Genomic DNA, 20,053 nt, shown 5'->3' on the forward strand with positions numbered 1-20,053 from the left:
AGGTCGATGACGTGCCAATTGCAGACTGACGCTTTGCAGGATCTCGAGCTCATGGATGAGGGTTGGATTGGGTTTCGTACCAACGCCGTGACACCGGCGAATCTGCCCACATGGCTAGATCTCGCCCGTACGATGGCTGCAATCGAGGTGGTTGCGTTCCACTCCTACCAATTGATGTTTCTGGAAAGGTCTCCGGACCCGGGAGATGGCTCTCCCGTCAGCTATCTCTACTCTCTTGTACTGCCCCTCAGCGCGCATGGCATGGCCGCTGTCATCGTCTTCTTCGTTTTGAGTGGCTATCTCGTGGGCGGACCAGCGATCGTCAGAGCAAGGTGGGGGCAGCTCAATGCGATTGATTACTTCGCCGCGAGAGGTGCTCGCCTCTATGTGGTGTTAATGCCTGCACTTGTGACGTCCATCTGCGCATATAGTTTGGCGAGACATTTGCCGAACTGGCAGGAATTCGTTGCGACGCGCCACGACCTATATGATGCAGGGAGGCTGTTCTCTGCAAGCGCGGGGGCAACGACGGCTGTATGTAATGTCGCCTTTCTTCAGACGATCGGATGCTCGGAGTTTGCCGGAAATCTGGCATTGTGGAGCCTCTCCAACGAATTCTGGTACTATGTTCTGATCTTTGCTCTTGTCGTCGTTTGGTCTCGTCCCAGTTTTACATTTTTGATCATCGGCATTCTTGCCTTGTTTTGGTATGCAGAAAGACATGACCCGGCGGGGGCGCATATCGGAGCCAAATTCATCTTCTACTTTTTGATATGGTGCCTCGGCGCCGCCGTTTACGCCATTAGGGCGCCTGCCGTGAGTTGGCTGTTCTTATTCTGCGTAGGTCTCGTTGGAGCCTGGCTGCTCTATGTAGGGGGGGCGGCGCCGAAATGGGCGGCAAGCCAGCTGGCAACCGGCCTGATTGTCGCAGGCAGCATCGTGGGGCTGACCCTCTCAGGTGCATCTATGCCAAGGCAGCTGCACCCACTCGCAAACGGCGCGAAGTATAGTTTTTCGCTATATGCAACACACTATCCAATTTTGGTGGTGCTGAACGTTATCTTCAGTAGTGGCCCAAGCGAGTTTACGTTGTTCTCTCTCGTTCGCTTCGTGTCCTTCATGCTGCTCTGTGGTGCGCTATCTGTTGCGTTTTATCGCCTGTTCGAAATACACACTTCATCGGTCAAGGCGTTCGTCGCGAAAGCTGTGAGAACGATAGCGACCGAGACAGGAACGGCATTCGCTTCTCGGAGAGTTATCGAAGAGTATGCGTCGACTACAAACTCAACGAGGAAAGAAGATCTACTTTTGCCCGACGCCCGGGCTGTTGGGGCTCGCGATAATTCCCGGTAATCTAGACACCGAACTGATAGCTCTCGGGATAACAGCCTGCTTGCAAAAGTATGGGAAAGGCAGCAGGTCGAAATCGCTGTGCTGAGGCTTAGTTGCCCCAACGTCGTGTCAATTTCGCAAGAGGATTTCGAGTTGGTAAGGAGAATACGAGGCCGCAAAAATAGGTTTCATACCCTGAGCTTAAAACTGCGTTCGAGTGAAAGGCCGATCTGCAACGCCACATCTCGGAATTTAGCTTCGGTTGGATTATTGGTCGGTGTTATCAGGCATTCCCAGCTGTCATCCACGCGAAATACAAATATATCCAGGTTGCTGGGCCACGGGCCGATGAGTCGGGTAGCTTCAGCAGAGATCATGCGGATAATTTCGGTTGGTGTCGTCTCTGTCTTGCCCATGCGTCTGGCTCGGGTCTCGGTTTAGATTGTAGAAATTGATTTTATGTTCTTGTTAAGGAGATGGGATTGACAAGATAAGCTGGATTCGATTCACGGAAAGGCCGATTGACGCGAGATGCACGATCGACTTGTGCTGTTAACAGCCTTCATCACGGTACCTCGCGGCGTAAATAATCGTCTGGATTAAGCGTCACGACGGATATGTGCGCTCGGCTTTTGAAAATATTCCCCTTTAAGAGTGGGTTTTTGCGAACAGTATCAGAATACAATTTATGGAAGCTGTCACTAACTATTATCGGGAAAGGAATATTCTCGTGACCGATCCTTTCAGTGATCGACTGTTGTTTGCCGTAGAGATTGACGGACATCCGACGTTAGCGTTCGATGCGAGTTCTGTTGAGGTCGCGAAAGGCATATGTCTTCTTTCTGAGTTTCGAGAGGATCTCGGTAGGGTGACGTGCGACGGTCAGCGAATTTTCAGGCAGACATCGGTTATCAGTGTGCGAGGCGCAAGCGCGTGCGAGGCTGCAACGTTTTATGCCGCCTTGAAAGATTTGGGGCCCACGGCTGAAATATCGTTTGTGTTCCTCAGCAAGGTCGATCGTATTACTCTTGCAGCCGATGAAGGCGCTCAGCCACTTCCGGATGCCTTGGTCACTATCCGCAGAACCCATCCCTCATTTTAAAACGAGGCCCCGAGTTCCTGAGTGATCGTGCGTAGTTCACTCTCAAGCCCGCTTGGCCTGCGGCCTATACAACCGATTGGGTCGCTTGTGCCGGAAGGATTTCGATCTGGAGCAAGTGCTAGGCATCATCCTGCTGGTTGTAATCGTCGTTGTGCTCGCGATCGGATTACAGGCTGCCTACACAACACTTCCGACCTGGATCGATCATCCTGTGCAACCCCGTTGTTAATCAGCACGACATTAACCGGAAGCTAGTGCTGAGAAACAGTCCATAGCACCTGTTGGAATGCATGGCGCTTTCATCGCCGACGTAACAGACGATCGGACTTTTGGGATTGGCCAAGCTCATTCCCACCTATGCTGGATGCTCCAGAATTCGAGTGGCGTGGTCCGGCGGACAAGGGCGCTTGGTACAATCCCAGGACAGGCGAAAGTATGCGGCCTGATCGAGCGCGCGCAAAGTGCGGTTGGGGCGAACGGTGGGGTTGATCCGGAAGAAATCGTAAAATCTAATAAAATCAACAAACAATGCGGGATACAGCTGGCATCACCACAGCTTTGCAAGCCTTACTGCTGATATGGCATCGAGTGCGGATAACCAACGGTCGTGCGGCACCGGCGCGAGATGCGGCAATTACACCGAGTTGATCGGAACTGCCTATACCATCGATATTGCTTCATTCAATATTTCATGAGCGGCATTGCTTTAGGTGGCACGCTGTGGCCGCAATCGCTGCCCTTCGTAAAAGATGCATCATGCCTCATCTCGAGGAAGGAGTGGAACTACAGATCGCGCGATTAACTCTTCCAGGCCATCAGAAATCCAACGGGCGTAGTGCTTCTCGATCATTGAGGTGCGCGCTGTCACGCCCGTAGATGAGCGCGACGAACTCTACCGGCCCCAGAATGCCGGCGTCGCCCTGAAGCGCCGCCATTTCTTGCGCAGCGTTTTCGCGGCCACAATCTCGTCGCGCACCTGCCAGCCGGTCACGGTGCCGATGGCGAGGTGAAGCGCGGCCTGATCGTCCTGCCTGACCGAACGGAGCAATCCGCGGATACTTGCGATGTCGCACACGCGTCCCAGACTCTTCTGGAGCTTGGCAAGCCGAGCCACGTAACGCTTGGCGGACGCATGGCCGGCGTAAAGTGGCAAGAAGAATTCCGCCGCATAGCGCAGCCTCTTGAGCTGGATCCTGAGACTGTGCCGTGCAGCGGTGTCGAGCTGCCGGAAGTGCGTGCCACGCTTGCGCACCTTCCGCTGCTGTCGCGCCAGAATTTTGTCGGCGAGCGCCGGCATCGGCTGCGACAGGACAGCCAGCGCATCGCTGTCGATATCGTTGCGCCAGCGGCGGCGCTCGACCCAGTGCCCGAGCGAAAGCAGAAAACGGCTGTAGCGCGGATCGTCGAGAACCGCCTGCAGGCTGCCATAGCTCGACTTGCGCTGCCGCTCGATTGCCTCGCGCAAGCCGCCGAAGTCGACCTCCGGCGTGGTCGTCGCCACGCGAGAAGTGGTCGTGGTGGCGAAAACGTCCCAATCGCGGGTTCGGCCGAGCTGTCGCATCAGCCATCTCGCTTCGCTGTTGATCGCCTCGAACGAGGGCGATGGGATCTCGCGCCGGAACAGCGCACAGATCGTGCGCAAACGGCGCAAAGCGATGCGCATCTGGTGCACGCCTTCGGGGTCGGATCCCGCCTTTGCCACCGCATGATTGCGCAGGAGATGATGCCAGCAGGCGCCTCCCAGCAGCGCAATGACGTCGTCAACTGCGCGCTCGGCAGTGATGTTGACAGGTTCGGCTTTCACTGCCGGTTGCATGACATTGAACGCCAGCGCATAACCGCGTTCTGCCTTGCTCCGTGTGCCGACCTGCAGCGGCGCGGCATCGAGCAACTGCGTTCCGAGATCAAACAGCGCGCCGGCGTTGCCGCTCTTCAATTCGAGCTCGATCTCGGACAGGACTTCTTGACGCGTACCGGCCTCGATAGTCCCCACGTCGAAGGCGACTTCAACTGACGCATCAGGCAGATCGAGCTGCCGTGCATGCCGGCGAACTCTTGTTGCAAACGCTGGCACGAGCGCATCGGGCGTAAGTGTCGTCAGCGGATCGCCGATCTCGGCGACAGGAAGCCGCGCCAGATCGGGAGTCATACCGTCAACCGATGTTTCCCACTGTCGTCGCGCCAACGGCCGCCCGATGTCGGGCAGAAGCTTCAATGTCTGAATGAAATGCTTGCCGCTGCGTCGCACGCGCAGCGACATGCCGCGTTGAAACAGCGCCCCCTCCGGTGTGTCGTAATAAATTGTCTCCAACCGGCGGACCACGCCGCGATTGCGCGCATGCTGCACGATGACGGGGATCTCGCGCAGTTTTTCGAGGATACCTTGCGGCGCCAGCAGCTTAAGTTCGATTTCCGCCTGTTCACCCGGTCGTACAGCAATTGCTGCGCCAGCAGAATCGGGCACGATTGGCTGCTGGGCGTTCAATGGTAACTCCATCGGAAGCACGCATCATGTTTTATGACACTAGCAAGACATGCCCAAGATGGCGATGGAATGACGCGGTAAATTACGACGGCAATTTCCGGATCGATCGGGAGCAGCGGGACTCAGGGCTGTTCGAATGGTGCTAACGCCCACATTCGTGAAAAGCGAAACGCTGCCTCAGTTGGCGGCCCTAGTTTGCTTTTCGCTCGGCGGTTTGACCGGGGTCGGCGGTACGGGACCGGTCACGACTGGAGATGATCTAGCACCGGATGGCTTATCATCGGAGGCGTGACTTCTGATTGTCTCGAGCACCAGAAAAAACTTCTCGGCAAGCATGGCAGTAACCTCGCTGGCGAAAGTATCTCCATCATTAGTTGAGTCGAGTTGCTGAAAATTCAATCACTTACGGCAGGCCGCCGCAATTAAATTTGCGCGCCAGAGTATCGCGAACGGGGCAGCGATATCCGCTTGGTTACCTCGTCGGACGAAAGCGATCCGGCGGAAGCCGGCGCTGCATTCCGGACGGGTTACGTCGTCCTTCTGGAAGCGGGACTGGGCCGCAAAGCGGACCTCGGCACGATTGAGCCTAAAGGAGTTCCCATAAATTATATAATGATATCAATTATATAATGCGCGTCTTCTTCAGACGTATCGAGCGCAAGATCGAGGTAGCACAGGCTGGTTCGAACAGGACAGAGAATGATGGTGCCAATCCGGATCAGGACGGATGATGCCGTGCAAATCAATCTCGAAGCAAAGGCAGGAGTATTTTGCCTTGCCGCTCGATCTCCGCCAGATAGGGCGTGTCGGACAGGATGAAATACTTGATTCCGAGATCGCGGTATTTCTGCAGCGAACTGGCCACTTCGGATGCCGAACCGACCAGCCAGGTGGTGCCGGCGCCGGCTGCTCCGAATTTTCCTGGTGCCGTATAGAGATTGTCATCGAGGACGTCGCCGCGGGCCTGGAGGTCGAGCAGTCGCCGTTGGCCGATTGCGATGGCTGGGCCGTGGTCGTTCCAGCCCGCGCCAGCTTTCTTCGCCATATCGGCAACCTTGGCTTCCGCCACAGCCCAGGCTTCGGCCGAGCTCTCGCGGACAAGCGTCGTGATCCTGAGTCCAAACTCCAAAGGCGGGAGGTCCCGATCGAGGCGCTGACTCAAGGTCTTGAGCCGTTCGATGCGCTGTTTGACGTCACCGAGCGGTTCGCCCCAGAACAGCTGGACATCGGCTTCGGTTGCGGCGACATGCTCGGCCGCGTCCGACGCCCCGCCGAAATACAGCTTCGGATGTCGGCGATTGCCGCGCTGGAGTATGCGCGGCGCCGCGGTCGAGTCTGAAACGCAAAAATGCGCGCCGGAATAGGTGACGTTTTCTTCGGTCCATAGCCGCCGGACGATGCGCATGAATTCCTTGGTGCGCGCATATCGCTGCGACGAGTCGGCTTCGTCATCCCCGTAAGCTGCCAGATTGTCCTTGCCGGAGACGATATTGATGCGAACCCGGCCACCGCTCAATTGATCCAGTGTGGCTGCGGCAGATGCAAAATGCGCCGGCTGCCAATAGCCGGGACGGATGGCTATCAGCGGCTCGAAACGCGTCGTTCGGGCCGCCAGCACTGACGCGACAGTGAATGTGTCCGGTCTTCCCCAGCCGGTTCCGATCAGCGCGCCTTGCCACCCATGACGTTCCAGCGCTTGCGCCTGGTCGGCAAGCGTCTCGACGCTGTTGTGGTTTGGATCGACGACATCGCCGCGGTGACCTGCCTTCACGTCATTCGGGATGTACCAAAGAAACTCCGAACGATCGCTCATGATGTCCTCTGACGATGGGACCGCATGTTTGCGTACGGCTCACCGTCCCGTGCCGTTGTCAAAATGGGCGCACCGATGTCGCGCCGAACACGATGGCTGCGATCAACGCAAATGCGCCGTAAACGGCGGCCGTGTGCAGGCGCACCGCTGTGCGGTTCGACGACGCGCGCGCACGGTTATGCAACCGGGCTTCCGCCGATAGTTCACGCATCATCGTTCTCCAACGCGCCATTTGCAGATAACAAGGCGATAAATCTGGTCTACGCAAGCGCGCGCCGGAAATAATGATGATCAGCACGTCGGGGCGTTCCGGCGTGGAGTAATATTCTCCATGCCGTCTGCGCCGGGCAATTTTGTTCGTTCGACGCTGATTGTCATTCTGGTCGGGCGAGGACAGTCTCAAACTCAGCGGGCCGTGGCGATACGGGATTGGCTAGCCCTGTGACTTCGCTGGTCCATAAGTGCCTTCGCTGCGCGTTCCGCTGCCCGGGCCGATCCGAAATGGTCGCCTTCAAGCGTGTCGAAGGCAGGTTCTGATGAAAAGAAACGAAATCCGCGCTCTTCCGCGACGACGATTCCGGCAGTGCGATGGAAGACTTCGATGACATAGGCATTGGACATGCGCGTTCTGTTCGCCGCCGAGGCAGCGATCCTATCAATGAGTGATGGAATGTTCGGTGTGAGTCGTTACGCTGGAATCAACAACACGCGCCGGTGGCCGCGGACACGCAGCGGCGGGTTACGCGCTTGCGCAACTGGCTCACTACTGTTGTCTCATATGCGGTCATGCAGGCATTCCGAAGTGCATAATCTGTGTCAGGAATATCCGACGTCGGCGTTCATTCGTCAATGAAATGGCTATCCAAATTTATCGGCACCTCAATGACGACGATGCTGCGCGCAGCCATGTGCGGCGAATGAACGGCTGTTTGGCGACGGCAGCAGCCATCCGATCACGGTAAAATCGTTCCGCCGTGCAGCTTGCACAGCCTTGGAAGCTGCGCGCACGCTGGTTCAGTGCCTGATTGCGATCGTATCGGAAGCGAAGGGCACGTGATGTGAGGTCGGCGCGTGAGGAGGAAGGATGGACGTATCGAAAATGCTGCACTTTTGGAATTCCTTGTCCCAGGCTCATGAGTCACAGTTGCAGCTGCGTGAGATCGCAACAGGGGAGCCGCGATGTCGAGGGTTGCCGAGGACGTCAAGCAAGACACAGATCGGGACGGTCCAGCGCCACTCTGGGACCTGGGTACGATCGTTGCCGGGCTGCGCGAGTCCCGCGATGTTGCCCACAATATCTGGCAGCGTGGGCCGAACAGACGGGCGCCGTCGCGCGAAGCCCTCGGGGACGTGCTCAAGAGCCTCACCGAGGTATTGTTTCCCCGGCATTACGGCCGCTCCGATTTCGGCACCGAAAGCATCGATGCGTTTGTCGAAGGCAAACTGGGCGCTGCGCTGGATGGCTTGCTCGAGCAAGTCTACCGCGGGCAGACTTTCGTTTCCGACGGCGCGCCGACCGAGCGACATTTCGAGGATGCCGTTACGTTGACGCGCGACTTCGCCGCCCGGCTGCCGGAAATCCGAGGCAGGCTGGTCAGCGATCTCAGGGCCGCCTTCGTGGGAGATCCTGCTGCAACGAGCTTCCCCGAAATCCTGATTGGCTATCCCGGCATGGTGGCGATCATCCATCACCGCGTCGCGCACCTGCTTTACAATCTCGGGGCAACGATGGTGGCGCGGTTGATCGCCGAGTTGGCGCATAGCGCAACGGGAATCGACATTCACCCGGGCGCGCGTCTTGGCGCCAGCATCTTCATCGACCATGGCACCGGCGTGGTGATCGGCGAAACTGCCATCGTCGGCGATCGCGTCCGAATCTATCAGGCGGTAACGCTTGGAGCCCGGCACTTCCCCACCGATCACGAGGGCAAGGCCATCAAGGGCAATGCGCGCCATCCGATCATCGAGGACGATGTCATCATCTATGCGGGCGCGACCATTCTGGGACGCATCGTGGTCGGAAGCGGCTCCACCATAGGCGGCAATGTCTGGTTGACCGAAGACGTACCGCCCAACAGTTTCGTGACGCAGGCATCGGTGCGCAGCAAGATCAGCCCGCGATGATGGTTGGATAGCCGCCGCGCTGGCACGCTGTCGCTATCCAACTGGCGCGGCCCGTGGTCGGGCCATGCCACATCGCGTCAGGGAGAACACCCGAGCTGCCATCCCGTTGGGATTACCAGGCGGCGAGGATCGAGCCGTTGAACTTGGTGCGGATGAAATCCTTCACCGGCTGCGAACGATAGATCGAGATGAATTTCTTGATCTGCGGATCGTCCTTGCGATCGTCACGTGCGGCGAAGACGAGGGTATAATATGGCTTGGCTTCGACGACGCTGGTCTCGGCCGCAAGCGCCTTGTTGAGATCCAGGCCAGCGAGATAGGCGTAGTTGGATGACACAAAGGCGGCTGCCACGTCATCGAGAGACCGCGGCAACTGGGCCGCGTCGATTTCAACGATCTGCAGCTTCTTCGGATTTTCAGTCACATCGAGAATGCTCGCCGAGAGGCCGGTATCGGTCTTCAATTTGAGCAGTCCGGCTGTCTGAAACAGCAACAATGCGCGTGCTGCATTGGTCGGGTCGTTGGGGATGGCGATCTTGGCCCCGTCGGGAATGTCGGAGGCCTTGGTGTATTTCTTGGAGAAGACGCCGGCCGGCACCAGGATCGATTCATCGAGGGCGGAGAGCTTGTAACCGCGCGCCTTCGATTGATTGGCGAGATAGAAGCGGTGCTGGAAGTTGTTGAGGTCGATGTCGCCTGCCTGCAGCGCTGCATTGGGCTGGTTCCAGTCGCTGAACTCGATGATCTCCGCCTTCAGTCCCTCTTTCTCGGAAAGCCGCGCGGCCTCGCGAAGAATGTCACCATAGGGCCCTGCCGAAACGCCGACCTTGAGCGGCTTGTCTGCGGCGTTGGCCTGCAGGGCGGGTAACGACAGTGCAAGCACCGAAAGGGAGAAAATAAGAAATCGAGATGCAGCTTTCATGATGTGTCCAGGTTGGGAATGAAGTGAATGTATCGCGCTCGCTACGACGGCGCAGCGTTCCGGATTGCCTAGAAGAAGCCCTTGGCCGGCAGCGGCGTGCCGTTGACCTCATACGCACCGATCGCCTGCGCCTTGTAGGTCACCGGGTTGTGCGACGACAGCGTTCGCGCATTGCGCCAGTGGCGGTCGAGGTTGTCGGACTTCTTGGTCGCGGATGCGCCGCCGGCATCGAACAGCAGGCTGCCGCTGCGGATAGCCAGTTCGTCGACGACGATCTTGGCTTTGGACGATGCGAGGGCGGCATCCAGCGCCGGCTTGGTATCTTCCCGATCAGGGGCCTTGCTCGATACGTCAAGCGCGTCGGCGGCGGCCAGCACGGTCGCTTCTGCCGCGAACGCATTGCTTGCGATCTGGCCAATAGTCTGCTGCAGGATCGGGTCCTCGCGCGGGCGAAGGGTGGGCGCGTAATAGAAACTGCGCGCGCGCCGCCTGACCAGGTCGCTGGCGTCACGCAGGATGGCTGCAGCGATGCCGGCATTGATAGCCGTCAGATAGAGTTGCGCGAACGTGTTCTGATAGGCGGCCCCATAACCGATATTGGGTTGATCGAAAATGAGCTCGGCCGCTTCGACCCGGACGTTGCGGAAATGCGTGGTGCCGCTTCCGGTCAGGCGCTGGCCCGAACCATCCCAGTCGTCGACCAGTTCGATGCCTTCGCGCTTGACCGGAATGATCGTGGTCGCGAGTGCTTCATTGCCGTCCGCGACGCGCACCAGCACGTAGTCCGCATAGAGCGTGCCGGTGCTGTAATATTTGGTGCCGTTCAGGCGGTAGCCGTCGCCATCCGGCGTGACGGTGGTGGCGGGAGCGATGTCTCCCACCTGCGAGCTGCCCAGCTCGGTGGTGGCGAGGCCAATGATGGCGCCGGCCGCGACGTCGTCGCGCCACTTGCGATTCTGCGCGCTTGGCGGCGAGGCCAGCAGACGCTCGACCACGCTATAGTGATTGCGCAGGATATGCGCGACATTGGCGTCGGCTTCCGCCAGCCTGATTACGGCAGTGAGCAGTTCTCGCACGGTACTGCCGCCGCCGCCGTCGGCTTTGGGAATGCGGAGCGCGCCGATCCGCGATCGGCGGATCAGCTCGATGATGTCGTAGGGCAGAACACGGTCGTGCTCGCGCTCTGCCTCGCCCTGCGCGATGTGATCAAACAACTGTTGCAAGTCGGACGAGCCGATCCGGATCGGCTGCGACACGTCGAACGAGTGCTGCGATGTGGGCTTGTTCATGGGATTCCTTCTCGGCGGTTCCGGTGGGAGGATCGAGCGGCGACAGAGGCTTAAAGACTGGCCAGATGATCCGAGACGGTGACAGACTCGGGCAGGACCTTGCGCTCGGTCAGCCAGTTCGCTGCGGTTTGCAGTTCTCCGACGAATTTCTTGTCCGACACGGGGATGAGCGTGTAGTTGCGTTTGCGCTCGTTGAACTGGTCTCGAATCCGGTCGTCATATTTCGCGACCTTCTGGATGAGATGCTCGGCGTCGGTGGTGTTCTTGTTGACCCACTGCGCTTCCTTCTCGTAGGCCGCGTTGAGCGCCCGCAGGATGGCCGGATTGTCCTTCGCGAATTTGCGCGCCGTCACGTAAGAGGAGAAGTCGATCTGGAACGGCAGGTCGCGTCCCTCAAGGAAAACGTCGTGAGCCTTGTAGTCCAGCCGCGCGATGTCGACGCCCGGCGACCACATCGACCAGGCATCCACTTTGCCGGATGCGAGCGCCGGCGCTGCGTCCGGCGGGTTGAGATAGACGAATTTCACCTTGGAGCGGTCGACCTTGTGTTTCTCGAGCGCGGCGATGAGCAGGAACTCGCCAAGCCCGGAGCGGTTGACCGCGACCGACTTGCCGACCAGATCCTCGACCTTGTTGATGCCGGAATCATCCTTGGCGATGATCGCCGTCGTGCGCGGCTCGTAGAGCACGAATTGGGTGAAGACGAGCGGCGAGCCGGCGATAATCGCCGCCAGCGCGGGTGTGGTGCTGCCGCCAAAGCCAAAATCAGCACTGTCACCGGTCACTGCCTGTAAGGTCGGCGCGTGGTTCGGGAATGGGCCGAGCCATTCCACCTTGATGTCATGCTGGGCGAGTGCCTTCTCGAACTCGCCGCGTTCCTTCGCGATCAGCGTGAGACCGTGATAACCCCAGGTGAGACGGACCTTGTCGGTCTTTCGCCCGGTGCTTTGCGCGATGGCGTCGTCATGGCTGGCGAGATGAATGCCGGCATAGGCGCTGACACCAGCCATCGCGAGACTGAGAAAATCCCGGCGTGACGATGTGAAGAACGGTTTTGACATGAGAAAACTTCCTGTGAGGTGGAATCAGGCGACCTGGAGATTGGTGGTGACGCCGAGTTCGCGAAGCAGTTGATCGCGGGATGCAGCCGGCCCGCCGTGAGTGTGGGCGCGGTGCTCGGACGCGATCGCGCCGTTGCGCATCACCAGAATTCGATCGGCCAGAGCAATTGCTTCATCGACGTCATGTGTAACGAGAAGAACGCCGGGCTGGTGGCGGGCCACAAGCTCCTTGACCAGCACATGCATGCGAATCCGCGTCAGCGCGTCCAGTGCTGCGAAGGGTTCGTCGAGCAATAGCAACCGGGGCTCCTGCACCAGCGCGCGGGCGAGGGCGACGCGCTGCGCCTGTCCGCCGGACAGATTACGCGGCCAGTCGTCCAGCCGATCGCCGAGACCGACCTCAACTAGCGCGGCGGCGGCACGCTTGCGCGGATCCGCGCCAGGAAGGCCGAGCGAGACATTCTGCCAGAGCGTGTCCCAGGGCAGCAGGCGATGTTCCTGAAACACCACGGCAGGTCGTCCCGGCGCATCGATATGTCCGCCCTGGATCGGGTCGAGGCCGGCGAGGGCGCGCAGCAACGTCGTCTTGCCGCAGCCGCTCTCACCGAGAAGTGCGACGAATTCACCGCGCCCGATGCGGAGATCCAGCCTATCGATCACCACCCGCGGGCCATAGGCGCGCGTCAGGCCGCTCACGGTGACGGCGGTTTCGCTAGATGTCACGGATGTCGGGCTCATGATCGTGCGCCCTTGCCGTAGTTCGGATGCCAGGCGAGCAATTTGCGTTCGAGCAGCCGGGCGATGGAGTCGGCGGCAACGCCGATCAGCGCGTAGATCACGATGGTCAGCACGATCACGTCGGTGCGCAGGAACTCGCGGGCGTCCATGGCGAGGAACCCGAGGCCTGATTGCGCGCCGACGGTCTCGGCCACCACAAGCGCCAGCCATGCCGTCGCCAGCGAATAGCGGACACCGGTGAGGATCGACGGCAGCGCACCGGGCAGGATGATGCGCCGGATCAATTGCAACGTGGACAGCCCCTGGACGCGGCCGAGCTCGATCAGCTTCGGATCGATCTGCCGAATGCCGAGCGTGGTGTTGATATAGATCGGGAAGGCGACGCCGAGCGAGACCAGAAAGATCTTCTGTCCTTCGCCGACGCCGAACCAGACGATGACGAGGGGCACGAGGGCGAGGAACGGGATCGCGCGGATCATCTGCACGCTGCGATCGATCAATGCTTCGGCGATGCGCGAGAAGCCCACCAGCGTGCCGAGAATGAAGCCGATGCTGCCGCCGATTGCAAAGCCCGCGGCCGCACGCAGCAGGCTGACGCCGAGATCGTTCAGCAGAGAGCCCGACAAAGTCAGCTTCCACGCCGTGCGTAGCACCTTTGAGGGGGCAGGAAGCACTTGCGGCGACAGCCAACCGGCCTGCGCCAATGCCTCCCAAACAACGATAAGAATAACGGGCGCGATCCAGGACAGGACGATCAGATTTGGCTTCAGGCCGGGTTTGGCAATGGCGGAAGCGTGGCGCGTGGGTGCCGGCGTTGCGGGCGCGCGATACTCCTGTTGAATGACGTAGTCGACGTTGCTCACCCTGCCATCCATTGCTGCAGTTCTGAAATTCAGCGGCGATGATAGAGCAACGAAAAGCGCAGCGTCTTCAGTTTCTTCGGCGAAACCATTCTCCATGCGATATTAGATCAGTTTGATATCCGAGCGACGCGATTGAGAGGTGAACGATCTTTTGCAGTGCTTGTTTTTGGAAAATGAAGCTGCGTGTTGCCTTGAAATTTGATCGGCCCGAAGCGCAGTGGAATTTTCTTGTGGTGCTATGCGTCATGCGAAGAAGAAGTTTCTCGTTCGATCCGCGCTATTTTGCCGCCGATGTCATGAGTGCATGGCGGTGCTTGCATTGTTGTGTGCGGGTCGTCTTATAGCGAGAGCGACGTGAATATGAGGAAGACAATGAGCACGAATCCTCTTCGATTTGGCGTCTGGGCACCGGTGCATGGGCCACGGGCGTCGCATCGGGATCCCGAAGAGCCGTATGATGCGTCGTGGGAGCGCAACAAGGCGCTGGTCCTGCAGGCCGAGGCACTGGGTTACGATTCGACCCTGATCGCGCAGCACACCATCAATCCGCATCAGGAGGATCTCGATCAACTCGAGACCTGGAGCTCTGCAGCGGCACTGGCTGCGCTGACCAGCCGGATCGAGATCATCGCGGCGATCAAGCCCTATCTCTTCCATCCGGTCGTACTGGCCAAGATGGCACTGCAGATTGAGAATATCAGCCGCGGCCGCTTTGCGCTCAATCTGGTCAATGCCTGGAACAAGCCCGAGCTGGAGAAGGCCGGTATCGGCTTTGCCGAACATGACGATCGCTACGCCTATGGCAAGGAATGGATCTCGATCGTTGCGCAGCTGACGAGCGGGGAGCGGCTGACGCACAAGGGCGAAAATTTCGACATCCGAGACTACGCGCTGCGGCCGAAGGACCTGTACCGCGCGCGGCCTGCGATCTATGTCGGCGGCGAGTCCGAGCCGGCGCGCGATCTGGTGGCAGCGCATGGCGATGTCTGGTTTATCAACGGCCAGCCGCTGGCCGATGTGGCAGCGCTGATCGCCAATGTCGCGGCACGACCGCGCGCCGGCGCACCGCTGCGTTTCGGCCTGTCGGCCTTCGTGATCGCGCGTGAGACTGACGCAGAAGCCGAACAGGCACATCAGCGTCTGCTGGCGCTCGCCGCGCAGGACGCGCCGATGAAGGCCATTCAGCGGGCCAATACCGATCCCAAGGTCGTGATGATGCAGACGATGCAGAAGTCACCGCGGGTCGGCACCAATGGCGGGACCGCTGCGGGTCTGGTGGGAAGCTACGATACGGTCGCTGCCCGTATCCGCGAGTTCCATGCCGCCGGCATCGAGTTATTCATGCTGCAATTCCAGCCATTGGAGAGCGAGATGCAGCGTTTTGCCGAGCAAGTCTTTCCACGGGTGAGGGGGAAGGCAGCTTTGCTGAAGACCTCGCGCGGTTGAGTTGACACCGCGAAGCGGTCTTGCCGGAAGGCGAGAGCCCCGCTTAGCCAAACCACCACACGAACAGGCTGAGGAACGTCGCGTGTCCCAGTACCAAAACGATCATCTTTCCGAGATACATGCCTTGGTCCCTTCTCCTGTCTACATGGCTGACGCGTTGTCTCTGACTGTATCGAGGCGGAGCGCCTGCAGGGCACGATCGAGTTGCTGGGCTGGCGTCGCTGCTGCAGCATTCCGGGACATGTCAGGCTTGGGCTGATGGGCAGCGTGATAGGTCTCGACGGCCGTCGCAAGCGCGTGAGCACCTGCGATGGCGACGGCGAGAAGTGGCGGATGTGGCATCAATTCGACTCCTGAAGACACTCATTAACGCTCCACGCAGCGCGCTTGGGAATTCCAAAGTTGGGCCGAACGGCTTCCAATCCTTCTTTCGGAGCGCCGGTCACGAGGCGTAAATGCTTGCAGATGCAAGCGATGTTCCGGGTGCGGAGAAGCACCGACGCCGAACGTTGTTCACGATGATCGTGATCACAACATTAAACATCTTCAATCGATACCGATGCTGAAATCACATCATCCGTTTTCACGCTGACGGGAAATGACGTTCTTATTTGAGACGCCCCATTGGCGCGGTGGGTCTCCGGGATCAGATTGAACCAAATGGGCCGCATGAAATGTGTGATGAGCCCATGTCAATCGGGAGAACCATCATGGGACTGCTCAACGAGAAGATCACGGCCGGTGCATTCGTCACCGCGGATCTGAACTACCTGGCACCGATCAATGGCCGCCCTCGTACCTACACATTCGATCCTCCGGCCGGCGAGCCGCGCTCCACTGCGGAGCCGGAGCCGCATGCGGTTGCGATCCATGATGCGCGACCGAGCATCGATCAGTGGTCGCTCGATGAACACGGCTTTGCGGTGGCGCACCAGCACAGCGCGGTGTCCGATTTCTACGATGACGAGAACGTCAAGGACGTCTACTATCCCGAAGCCGAGAAGCTGCTCAAAGACATCACCGGCGCGAGCCGCGTCTTCATCTTCGATCATACCGTGCGCAAGCGCGTCGATGGCGTCAATGACCGCGGCGAAGGCCCGCGCCAGCCAGTCGCTCGGGTGCATGTCGATCACACCGACAAATCGGGTCCGCAACGTGTCCGCGATCTGCTCCCGGAGGATGCGGAAGAATTGCTCAAGGGGCGCGTGCAGATCATCAATCTGTGGCGTCCGATCCGCGGTCCGCTGAAGGATTCACCGCTGGCGGTTGCCGATGCGCGCACCGTTCGCTTTGACGAACTGGTGGGATCGGATCTGGTCTATCAGCACCGGGTCGGTGAAACCTATGCGGTAAAATTCAATCCGCAGCATCGCTGGTACTACGTACCGGATATGACGCCCGACGAGATATTGCTGCTGAAGTGCTACGATTCGACCAAAGACGGCGTCGCACGTTTCGCTCCGCATACGGCCTTTGCGGATCCGACTGCGCCTGCTGATGCGCCGCCGCGCGAGAGCATCGAGCTGCGGGCGCTGGTGTTCCACGCGCCATAGGGCAGGTTAGCGCAACCATGACTGCTCCCGTCGATCGCGACGGGAGTATTCACTTGTGGTGATATCACGCCGTGACGGCCGCTGCGGGACGCTTGGCATAGCGGCTGGGCGGACGTTCCAATCCGAAGTGGTCGCGCAGCGTGGTGCCCTCGTAGTCGCGGCGGAAGATGCCGCGCTTTTGCAGCAGGGGGACGACTTCGTCGACGAACACGGCCAGGCCTGTCGGGAGTACGTCAGGCATCAGGTTGAAGCCATCGGCGGCACCGGCCCTGAACCAGGCCTCGATATCGTCGGCGATCGCCTCGGGCGTTCCGACGATGATGCGATGGCCGACCCCGCCGCCCAGCGCTTTGAGCAGTTGCCGCACCGTGAGATTATCCTTGCGGGCCATAGCGACGGTGCCCTTGAACATCGTCTGGTTGGCATTGGCCGGCAGTGGAATGTCCGGCAATGGCTTGTCGAGTTCGAGGATCTCAGGCGGGACATGCAGGGTTCCTGCCAGTCGCGACAGGCTGTACTGGATCGGCACCAGGTCCCACAACTCGTCCTGCCGTCGCTGCGCCTCGCCCTCGGTGCTGCCGATGATGGTCGCGAGGCCCGGCAGGATCACGATGGAATCCGACGGGCGGCCATAGGCGACGGCCCGCGCCCGCAGATCACGCGCATAGGCAACGCCGTCGTCGATCGATTGCGACAGCGTGAACACCGCATCGGCCTGCGCCGCGGCGAGGTCGCGGCCGTCGCTTGAACCGCCGGCCTGCACGGTGATCGGCCGTCCCTGCGGCGAGCGCGGCACGGTCAACGCACCGGCCACGGTGTAATGCGTGCCGCGATGATCGATGGCGTGGACCTTCGACGTATCGACGAAACGCGCCGTCGCCTTGTCGCCGACAAAGGCGTCGTCTTCCCAACTGTCCCATAGCGCGTGTACGACCTCGGCGAATTCCTTCGCGCGCTCATAGCGCAAGCCATGTTCGAGCACGTGCGAGAGGCCGAAATTGCGGCTCGCAGACGCGTCCGCCGTGGTCACTGCATTCCAGCCGACGCGGCCACCGCTCGCATGGTCGAGCGTCGCGAAGCGCCGCGCGATGTTATATGGCTCGTTATAGGTCGTAGATGCAGTGGCGATCAGGCCGATATGCGTGGTCGCCGCAGCCACGCTTGCCAGAACGATGGTCGGCTCCATGGATTGAAACGGCCGCAGGTCGATGCGGTCGGTGATGGCCGGCGTGTCGGCGAGAAAGATCGCGTCGAATTTTCCGCGCTCGGCGATCTTCGCGACATTCACATAATGCTGCACATCGTAGAATGCGCCGGGATCGCTGTCAGGTAGCCGCCAGGCCGATGCATAGACCCCGGAATGGAGCAGGTTCACGTTGAGATGCAGTTTGCGTTCACTCATGGAGCATTCCTGATGGGCGAGACGGAGAGCGATCCAGTTGTCTTTGGGCTTGCGCGTATGACATTCGCCCACTGATCGCATCGCATCGCGAATGATCTTTCAAACTTAATGTCGCGACGGTGAGATCGCGTGAAGTGCATTGTCTTTGCGCGAATTGCAGATTTAGATCGCGCTACAAATTGCTACCGCGTTGCAGCGCTCAGATGAAGTGGCAACTCCATGCCATCGATCACTTCAGAAAATGCGAGACGTTGCTGCTGCGGTTGGTAGTGAAAAACACCAACGGACGGTCCCCAATGAGGAAGATTAGTATTTCGCCACGCACTGCGATCGTCATCGCGTCGGTCATGCTGGGCGGACAGCTTGCGCAGGCGCAGGAGGGCAAGCCGGTTTCCGGTGGCGCCATCACATGGGGCGTTGCGACCGAACCGAGCTGCTTCGATCCGCATCGCGCCTCGCAGCAGGCCGCATTTTTCGTGGCGCGCAACTATATCGACTCGCTGGTCGGCAAGAAGACCGATGGCACCTTCGCGCCGTGGCTGGCGACTGAGTGGTCGATCTCGCCGGACGGCAAGGAATATACGTACAAACTGCGCGAGGACGTCGTCTTCCACGACGGCGAGAAGTTCGACGCGGCGGCGGTGAAGGCGAATTACGATTTCGTCAAGAAGCCGGAAAACGCCACTAATGCAGTCGCGCTGCTGCAATATTTCGATCGCGCCGAAGTGGTATCGCCCTATGTCGTCAAACTCATTTTGACGCAGCCGGATTCGACATTTCTGGAGTCAACATCCAACGTCAAACTGGGCATCATCTCGCCGAAGGCCCTTGCCAAGGGCGATCTGTGCGGCGGCGGGCCGCTGCTGGCGGGCAGCGGGCCGTTCGTATTCGAGCGCTACAGCCGCGGCCAGTCGGCGGTGTTCGTCCGCAACAAGGATTACAAGTGGGGACCGGGTTATGCCGCGCATACCGGCCCGGCCTATCTCGATCGCGTGACTCTGCGGTTCCTGCCGGAGGCCGCGGTGCGGGCCGGCGCGCTGACGTCGGGACAGGTCGATCTGATCGAAGGCGTGCAGCCGACAGACGTGGCGCTGTTCGCGGATCAGGCCGAGTTCAAATTGCTGACCGGCCCGTCCGGCGCCAGCACGTCGTTCACGTTCAACATCAACTACACCATTCCGCCTGCGGATGACGTGCGGGTCCGGCGCGCGCTGCGAGACGGCTTCGATCTCGAGCCGCTGGTCAAGCAGGTCTATCTCGGCACCGTGCCGCGTGCATGGTCCATCATTGGCCCGGCCAACCCGGCCTATAACAAGGCGCTGGTCGGTGCGTGGGGCAACAATATTGCGAGCGCCAACAAGCTGCTCGACGAAGCCGGATGGACCGGCCGCGACGCCGAAGGCTTCCGCACCAAGAACGGCGTACGCCTGAAGATCGACGTCGGCTATCCGCAGCCTTACGTCCGCGATAACCGCGAAGTGCTGATCCAGGGCATCCAGGCCGCGCTGCGCAAGAATATCGGCTTCGATCTCAACCTGCGCATCATCACCGCCGGCGAATATGCCAAGAACAACGCCAACGGCAACTGGACGATCTATCCGAACACCGACAATCCGTCGGATCCGGCGCGGGAGTTGTGGGACATGCTCGGCTCCAAGGGCTTTCTGTATTCCAACATCGCCAATCCGGATCCTCAGATCACGGGTCTGATCGATGAAGCGCTGCGTTCGACCGATGTGACGAAGAAGCGTGCTCTCACAGATGAAATCCAGAAGCTCGGCGTCGATCAGGCCTTCATCGTGCCGATGTTCGCTCCGAGCTGGTTCCTGGCGGCGAAGAACAACGTCAACGGGCTGAGCTTCGAGGCGGGTTTGGACTCGCCGTCGAGCGCCTATGACTTCTGGCTGGCGAAGTAGACGAGAT

18 protein-coding genes are annotated in these 20,053 nt (G+C 59.7%); 6 read left to right on the forward strand and 12 right to left on the reverse strand.

Annotated elements, in window-relative coordinates; all coding sequences use genetic code 11:
* The first annotated feature begins 51 nt into the window (after window positions 1–51).
* Window positions 52–1,353: an acyltransferase family protein gene (locus tag AB7813_RS27820; protein ID WP_439082903.1), complete on the forward strand. Its 1,302-nt coding sequence runs from the start codon at window positions 52–54 to the stop codon at window positions 1,351–1,353.
* A 167-nt stretch (window positions 1,354–1,520) separates the two neighbouring features.
* Here AB7813_RS27820 and AB7813_RS27825 read toward each other — a convergent pair whose 3' ends face one another.
* On the reverse strand, window positions 1,521–1,748 hold the full coding sequence (locus tag AB7813_RS27825; RefSeq protein ID WP_139285903.1) for a hypothetical protein: 228 nt from the start codon (window positions 1,746–1,748) through the stop codon (window positions 1,521–1,523).
* A 272-nt stretch (window positions 1,749–2,020) separates the two neighbouring features.
* Here AB7813_RS27825 and AB7813_RS27830 point away from each other — a divergent pair, with 272 nt between their 5' ends.
* On the forward strand, window positions 2,021–2,434 hold the full coding sequence (locus AB7813_RS27830; protein WP_120288753.1) for a hypothetical protein: 414 nt from the start codon (window positions 2,021–2,023) through the stop codon (window positions 2,432–2,434).
* 892 nt (window positions 2,435–3,326) lie between these two features.
* Here AB7813_RS27830 and AB7813_RS27835 read toward each other — a convergent pair.
* From AB7813_RS27835 to AB7813_RS27850, 4 genes are all read right to left on the reverse strand, one after another.
* Window positions 3,327–4,898: a CYTH and CHAD domain-containing protein gene (locus AB7813_RS27835; protein WP_439082902.1), complete on the reverse strand. Its 1,572-nt coding sequence runs from the start codon at window positions 4,896–4,898 to the stop codon at window positions 3,327–3,329.
* Between the two features lie 763 nt (window positions 4,899–5,661).
* Window positions 5,662–6,732 (reverse strand): LLM class flavin-dependent oxidoreductase, encoded by a 1,071-nt coding sequence (locus tag AB7813_RS27840; RefSeq protein WP_231077816.1) that lies wholly within the window; start codon window positions 6,730–6,732, stop codon window positions 5,662–5,664.
* A 58-nt stretch (window positions 6,733–6,790) separates the two neighbouring features.
* Window positions 6,791–7,030, reverse strand: a complete 240-nt coding sequence (locus tag AB7813_RS27845; RefSeq protein WP_231081285.1) for a hypothetical protein — start codon at window positions 7,028–7,030, stop codon at window positions 6,791–6,793.
* A 107-nt stretch (window positions 7,031–7,137) separates the two neighbouring features.
* A complete protein-coding gene (locus AB7813_RS27850; RefSeq protein ID WP_439082901.1) occupies window positions 7,138–7,353 on the reverse strand; it encodes a hypothetical protein in 216 nt (71 codons plus the stop codon).
* A 558-nt stretch (window positions 7,354–7,911) separates the two neighbouring features.
* Between AB7813_RS27850 and epsC the strand changes: the two genes are divergently transcribed.
* The gene (gene epsC / locus AB7813_RS27855; protein WP_439057485.1) at window positions 7,912–8,856 is read left to right on the forward strand and encodes a serine O-acetyltransferase EpsC; all 945 of its coding nucleotides are present in this window, start codon (window positions 7,912–7,914) and stop codon (window positions 8,854–8,856) included.
* Window positions 8,857–8,968: 112 nt separating this feature from the next.
* On the opposite strand, the gene AB7813_RS27860 is transcribed toward epsC, so the two are convergent.
* The 5 genes from AB7813_RS27860 to AB7813_RS27880 form a co-directional block, all read right to left on the reverse strand.
* On the reverse strand, window positions 8,969–9,778 hold the full coding sequence (locus AB7813_RS27860; RefSeq protein WP_439057486.1) for a MetQ/NlpA family ABC transporter substrate-binding protein: 810 nt from the start codon (window positions 9,776–9,778) through the stop codon (window positions 8,969–8,971).
* A gap of 68 nt (window positions 9,779–9,846) precedes the next feature.
* Window positions 9,847–11,067, reverse strand: coding sequence for an acyl-CoA dehydrogenase (locus AB7813_RS27865; RefSeq protein ID WP_439057487.1), 1,221 nt, complete (start codon window positions 11,065–11,067; stop codon window positions 9,847–9,849).
* Window positions 11,068–11,117: 50 nt separating this feature from the next.
* Window positions 11,118–12,128, reverse strand: a complete 1,011-nt coding sequence (locus tag AB7813_RS27870) for an NrtA/SsuA/CpmA family ABC transporter substrate-binding protein (RefSeq protein WP_441228896.1) — start codon at window positions 12,126–12,128, stop codon at window positions 11,118–11,120.
* Between the two features lie 24 nt (window positions 12,129–12,152).
* On the reverse strand, window positions 12,153–12,866 hold the full coding sequence (locus tag AB7813_RS27875; RefSeq protein WP_439082899.1) for an ABC transporter ATP-binding protein: 714 nt from the start codon (window positions 12,864–12,866) through the stop codon (window positions 12,153–12,155).
* Window positions 12,863–13,651: an ABC transporter permease subunit gene (locus AB7813_RS27880; protein ID WP_315844353.1), complete on the reverse strand. Its 789-nt coding sequence runs from the start codon at window positions 13,649–13,651 to the stop codon at window positions 12,863–12,865. The genes AB7813_RS27875 and AB7813_RS27880 overlap by 4 nt, the downstream gene beginning before the upstream one ends.
* Window positions 13,652–14,101: 450 nt before the next feature.
* Between AB7813_RS27880 and AB7813_RS27885 the strand changes: the two genes are divergently transcribed.
* The gene (locus tag AB7813_RS27885) at window positions 14,102–15,175 is read left to right on the forward strand and encodes an LLM class flavin-dependent oxidoreductase (protein ID WP_439082898.1); all 1,074 of its coding nucleotides are present in this window, start codon (window positions 14,102–14,104) and stop codon (window positions 15,173–15,175) included.
* Between the two features lie 141 nt (window positions 15,176–15,316).
* On the opposite strand, the gene AB7813_RS27890 is transcribed toward AB7813_RS27885, so the two are convergent.
* Window positions 15,317–15,517: a hypothetical protein gene (locus AB7813_RS27890; RefSeq protein ID WP_441228897.1), complete on the reverse strand. Its 201-nt coding sequence runs from the start codon at window positions 15,515–15,517 to the stop codon at window positions 15,317–15,319.
* Window positions 15,518–15,885: 368 nt separating this feature from the next.
* On the opposite strand from AB7813_RS27890, the gene AB7813_RS27895 reads away from it, so the two are divergent.
* Window positions 15,886–16,728, forward strand: a complete 843-nt coding sequence (locus tag AB7813_RS27895) for a CmcJ/NvfI family oxidoreductase (RefSeq protein WP_439063121.1) — start codon at window positions 15,886–15,888, stop codon at window positions 16,726–16,728.
* Between the two features lie 64 nt (window positions 16,729–16,792).
* Here the strand turns inward: AB7813_RS27895 and AB7813_RS27900 are convergent, their stop codons facing one another.
* Window positions 16,793–18,130 (reverse strand): LLM class flavin-dependent oxidoreductase, encoded by a 1,338-nt coding sequence (locus tag AB7813_RS27900; RefSeq protein WP_231077808.1) that lies wholly within the window; start codon window positions 18,128–18,130, stop codon window positions 16,793–16,795.
* Window positions 18,131–18,426: 296 nt separating this feature from the next.
* On the opposite strand from AB7813_RS27900, the gene AB7813_RS27905 reads away from it, so the two are divergent.
* Window positions 18,427–20,046 (forward strand): ABC transporter substrate-binding protein, encoded by a 1,620-nt coding sequence (locus AB7813_RS27905; RefSeq protein ID WP_439082896.1) that lies wholly within the window; start codon window positions 18,427–18,429, stop codon window positions 20,044–20,046.
* Window positions 20,047–20,053 lie beyond the last annotated feature (7 nt).

Source organism: Tardiphaga sp. 20_F10_N6_6 (assembly GCF_052076045.1).
Classification (GTDB): Bacteria; Pseudomonadota; Alphaproteobacteria; order Rhizobiales; family Xanthobacteraceae; genus Tardiphaga; species Tardiphaga robiniae.